3 protein-coding genes and 1 pseudogene are annotated in these 4,114 nt (G+C 67.2%); all 4 read right to left on the minus strand.

Annotated features, from left to right (window positions below):
• Positions 1–91 precede the first annotated feature (91 nt).
• Positions 92–1,042 carry a branched-chain amino acid ABC transporter permease gene (locus tag BMG07_RS39940; protein WP_198089104.1) on the minus strand — a complete coding sequence of 317 codons (951 nt, stop codon included), beginning with the start codon at positions 1,040–1,042 and terminating at the stop codon, positions 92–94.
• Complete coding sequence (locus tag BMG07_RS39945) at positions 1,039–1,911, minus strand: branched-chain amino acid ABC transporter permease (protein ID WP_198089105.1); 873 nt, start codon at positions 1,909–1,911, stop codon at positions 1,039–1,041. Before BMG07_RS39945 ends, BMG07_RS39940 begins: the two co-directional genes overlap by 4 nt.
• A 148-nt stretch (positions 1,912–2,059) precedes the next feature.
• Positions 2,060–3,246 (minus strand): annotated as a pseudogene (locus tag BMG07_RS39950) (ABC transporter substrate-binding protein).
• Entirely contained in the window at positions 3,243–4,049 is an 807-nt protein-coding gene (locus BMG07_RS39955) for an alpha/beta fold hydrolase (RefSeq protein ID WP_198089106.1), read from the minus strand. Before BMG07_RS39955 ends, BMG07_RS39950 begins: the two are co-directional and overlap by 4 nt.
• Positions 4,050–4,114 lie beyond the last annotated feature (65 nt).

Genomic DNA, 4,114 nt, shown 5'->3' on the forward strand with positions numbered 1-4,114 from the left:
CGAGCGGCCTTGGTTGCCGCGCGGCGTTGGAAGCCGTGTGCCCCCACCCCCGCCCTCCCCCGGGAGGGGAGGGAGCAAGTCAGCAGACCGGTCATGCGGCCTCCTTGGGCGACAGCCGCTTGACCAGGCCGATCAGCCCCTTCGGCAGCAGCGCCACGAACACGATGATCGTGAGGCCCAGCGTCAGTTGCCAATGGTCCGCCAGTGGACCCATCACCGCGTGCGTCGAGAAGATTTCCTTGAGCAGCGTGAACGCGATCGCACCGATCACCGCGCCGCGCAAATGGCCCATGCCGCCGAGGATCACCATCAGCAGCACCTCGCCCGAGTTGTGCCACGCCATCAGCTCCGGGTTGACCACGCCGTCGCGCGAGGCCAGCAAGAAACCCGCGAGCCCGGCCAGCGCGCCCGCCAGCACGAAGGCCGCGAGCTTGTAGCCGTACACCGAGAACCCGGCCGCGCGCATGCGCTGCTCGTTCACGCGAATGCCCGCCAGCGCCGCGCCGAAGCGCGAGCGGCGAACCAGCGCCAGCAGCCCGTAGGTGAACACCAGCGACGCCAGCACCACGTAGAACAGCACGGTGCGGTTCTCCAGGTCGAGCGCGCCGATGGCGGGCCGCACGTACATGTAGATGCCGTCACTGCCGCCGCCGACCTTGGTGTCGTGGAACACGAAGAAAGCCATCTGCGCGAAGGCCAGCGTCACCATGATGAAGTACACGCCGCGCGTGCGCAGGCTCAGTGCCCCGACGAACAGCGCATAGAGCGCCGCCGCGCCCATGGCCAGCGGCAGCAGCAGCGCGAAGTTGCCGCCGTCGCTGCCCGAGGCCAGCACGGTCACATACGCGCCGATGCCGTAGAACGCCGCATGGCCCAGGCTCACGAGGCCGGTCATGCCGACCAGCAGTTCCAGGCTCAGCGCGAAGATCGACAGGATCATGATCTTCACGACGAAGTCCGACGCGTAGTTGCCCATCAGCGGGCCCGAGATGCCGACCACGACCGCGCAGGCCACGGGAAGCAGGAAAGCGCCGCGCTTCATGGCCGCCTCCCCATCAGCCCTTCGGGCTTCCAGATCAGCACGATGGCCATCAGCAGGTAGATGCCGATGCCGCTCAGGTCCGCGAAGAACACCTTGCCGAAGGTGTCGACGAAACCCACCAGCAGCGACGCCACCAGCGCCCCCGTGATCGAGCCGATGCCGCCGATCACCACCAGCACGAAGCAGATGATGAGCACGCTCGCGCCCATGTTGGGGTACACCGACGACATGGGCGCGGCGATCATGCCGGCCAGCGCCGCCAGCGCCACGCCGGCCGCGAACACGATGCGGTAGAGCCGCTTCACGTCGATGCCCAGGCCGCGCACCATGTCGCGGTTGCTCGCGCCGGCGCGGATCATCATGCCCAGCCGCGTGCGGTTGACCACCCAGTACAGGCCCACGGCCAGCACGATGCAGGCGGCCGATGCGAACAGCCGATACCACGGGTAGCTCATGACGCCGCCCAGCGCGAAGCTGCCGTCGAGCCATGCGGGCACCTTCACGCCGTGCACGTCGTTGCCCACGAGGATGGAGCGCAGCTCCTCGAACACCAGGATGAGCCCGTAGGTCATGAGCACCTGCTGCAGGTGGTCACGCTGGTAGAGGTAGCTGAAGAAGGCCCATTCGAGCAGGTAGCCGAACACGGCCGCCAGCACCACGCCGGCCACCAGCATCAGCAGGAACTGGTCGCCGAACAGCGGCGCGAGCGCGAACGCCATGTACGCGCCGATCATGTAGAAGCTGCCGTGGGCGAGGTTGATGACGCCCATGATCCCGAAGATCAGCGTCAGCCCCGAGGCCACGAGAAAAAGCAGCAGCCCGTACTGAACGGAGTTCAGGCACTGGACTAAAAAGGTTCCGAAATCCACGTGGAGGTTCTCTCTGGGCGGGATCGTCAAGAAGGAAGGGATGCACTGCGCGGGACACCGCGGAACCGGCTTTGCCGGGCCGCAGGTGTCGCCCCCGGCGAGGGGGGAGGCGCAGCGACACGAAGTGCGCGCAGCCTGGGGGAGAGCCTTACATCCGGCAGCCGCGTGCCGGGTCCGCGAGGCCCTTGATGGCCGTGCTCACCAGCTTGTTCTCCTTGCCGTCCACCTTGCGCAGGTAGATGTCCTGCACCGGGTTGTGCGACTTGCTCACGGTGAACGCACCGCGCGGGCTGTCGATCTTCGCCTTCTCGACGGCGGCCGCGAAATCGGCCTTCTTCGAGATGTCGCCCTTGGTCGCGTTCAGGCCCACGCCCAGCATCTGCGCGGCGTCGTAGCCCTGCACCGCGTACACGTCGGGCTGCAGCTTGAACGACTTGGCGTAGGCCGTGCGGAAGGCGTTGTCGCGCGGCGTGTTGAGGCCGTCGCGTAGTGCAGCGTGGTCAGCATGCCCTGCGCCGATTCGCCTTGCGCGTCGAGCGTGCCGTCGGTCAGGAAGCCGGGGCCGTACAGCGGAATGGTCTTGTTCAGGCCGGCGGCCTGGTAGTCCTTGACGAACTTCACCGCGCCGCCGCCCGCGAAGAAGGCATACACCGCGTCGGGCTTGGCCGCCGCGATCTCGGTCAGCAGCGCCTGGAACTCGACATTCGGGAAGGGCAGGGTGAGCTGCTTGTCGACCTTGCCGCCGTTCTTCTCGAAGCCTTCCTTGAAGCCGTTGACCGACTCCTCGCCGGCCGCGTACTTCCAGGTGATGGTCATGACCTTCTTCTTGCCCTGCTGCTTGGCCGCGACCTCGCCCATGGCGTAGGCCGGCTGCCAGTTGCTGAACGAGCTGCGGAAGATGTTGGGCGCGCACATCGGGCCCGTGACGGCGTCGGCGCCGGCGTTGGGCACGATCAGCACGGTGCCGCTTTCCTTGGCGGCCTTGGCCATGGCCATGGCGACGCCCGAGTGCACCGTGCCCACGATCACGTCGACGTTGTCGCGCTTGATGAGCTTGTTGACGTTGTCGGTGGCCTTGGCGGGGTCGGACTCGTCGTCGACCTTGAAGTATTCGATCTCGCGGCCCGCGAGCTTGCCGCCCTGTTCGTCGACGTAGAGCTTGAAGCCGTTCTCGATGGCCACGCCCAGCGCGGTGTAGGTGCCGCTGTAGGGCAACATCAGGCCCACCTTGAGCTTGCCCGTGCCCTGCGCGCCGGCGGTGCCGCAAAGGGCGGCGGCAAAGGCGAGGGCGGTGAGCGCGAGGCGCGCGGTGCGAACCGGGGTGCGGGTCGTCATGGTGTTTGTCTCCTGTTTTTGGTGATGAAAGAAGCGGTGGCGACGATGACACGATCAGGCTGATCGCGATGCGGGGAATGCCCGCATTCAGGGATTTCGAGCAGCTCGCAAATACCAGCGACGCGCGCGGCGATGCCGCGAATCTGCGCGAGCGTGCCGTACTCGTCGTCGATGCCCTGCACGGCGAGTACGGGGCAGCGGATGGCGTCCAGTTCGGCCTCGATGTTCCAGTCGCGAAACGGCGGGTGCAGCCAGATGCGGTTCCAGCCCCAGAAGGCGGAGTCGGCGCTGTCGTGGTAGCGACCGAGCTTCTTCGGCAGGTCGGTGCCCAGGTAGGCGGTGCGCGCGACCTCGATGTTCGCGACGGTCTTGTCTTCCACGAAGATGTGCGGCGCGAGCACCACGATGCCCTCGACCTTGTCGGGAAAGCGCGCAGCGTACAGCAGCGAGATGGAGCCGCCGTCGCTGTGGCCGAAGAGCCAGGGCTTTTCGTCGTCGAGCTTCAGGGCGGTGAAAAGGGCGGGCAGCACTTCGTGCGCCTGGCGGTGCATGAAGTCGACGTCCCAGATCTCGTCGTCGGCGCGCGGGGTCGAGCGGCCGTAGCCGGGGCGCGAGAAGACGAGGCCGCGCGCGTTGGCGGCCTCGCAGACCTGCGCGGGGAAGTCCTTCCACATGGCAACGGAGCCCAGGCCTTCGTGGAGGAAGACGATGAGCGGGGCGGTGGTGCGCTCGGGGGCGATCCACTCGCATTCGATCCGGATGGGGCGGCCGCGCCAGTCGATGGTGGCGAACTGGGTGGTCATCGCATTGCTCCTTCCCCTTCCGGGGAAGGCCGGGATGGGGGCACGCGGCCTTCGAGACAGCGCGA

The organism is Variovorax sp. E3, from assembly GCF_016082275.1.
GTDB lineage: Bacteria > Pseudomonadota > Gammaproteobacteria > Burkholderiales > Burkholderiaceae_C > Variovorax.

Bases quoted from the DNA above. Each gene is read 5' to 3' on its own strand.
- BMG07_RS39940 (WP_198089104.1), bottom strand. From the start codon at position 1,042: ATGAAGCGCGGCGCTTTCCTGCTTCCCGTGGCCTGCGCGGTCGTGGTC.
- BMG07_RS39955 (WP_198089106.1), bottom strand. From the start codon at position 4,049: ATGACCACCCAGTTCGCCACCATCGACTGGCGCGGCCGCCCCATCCGG.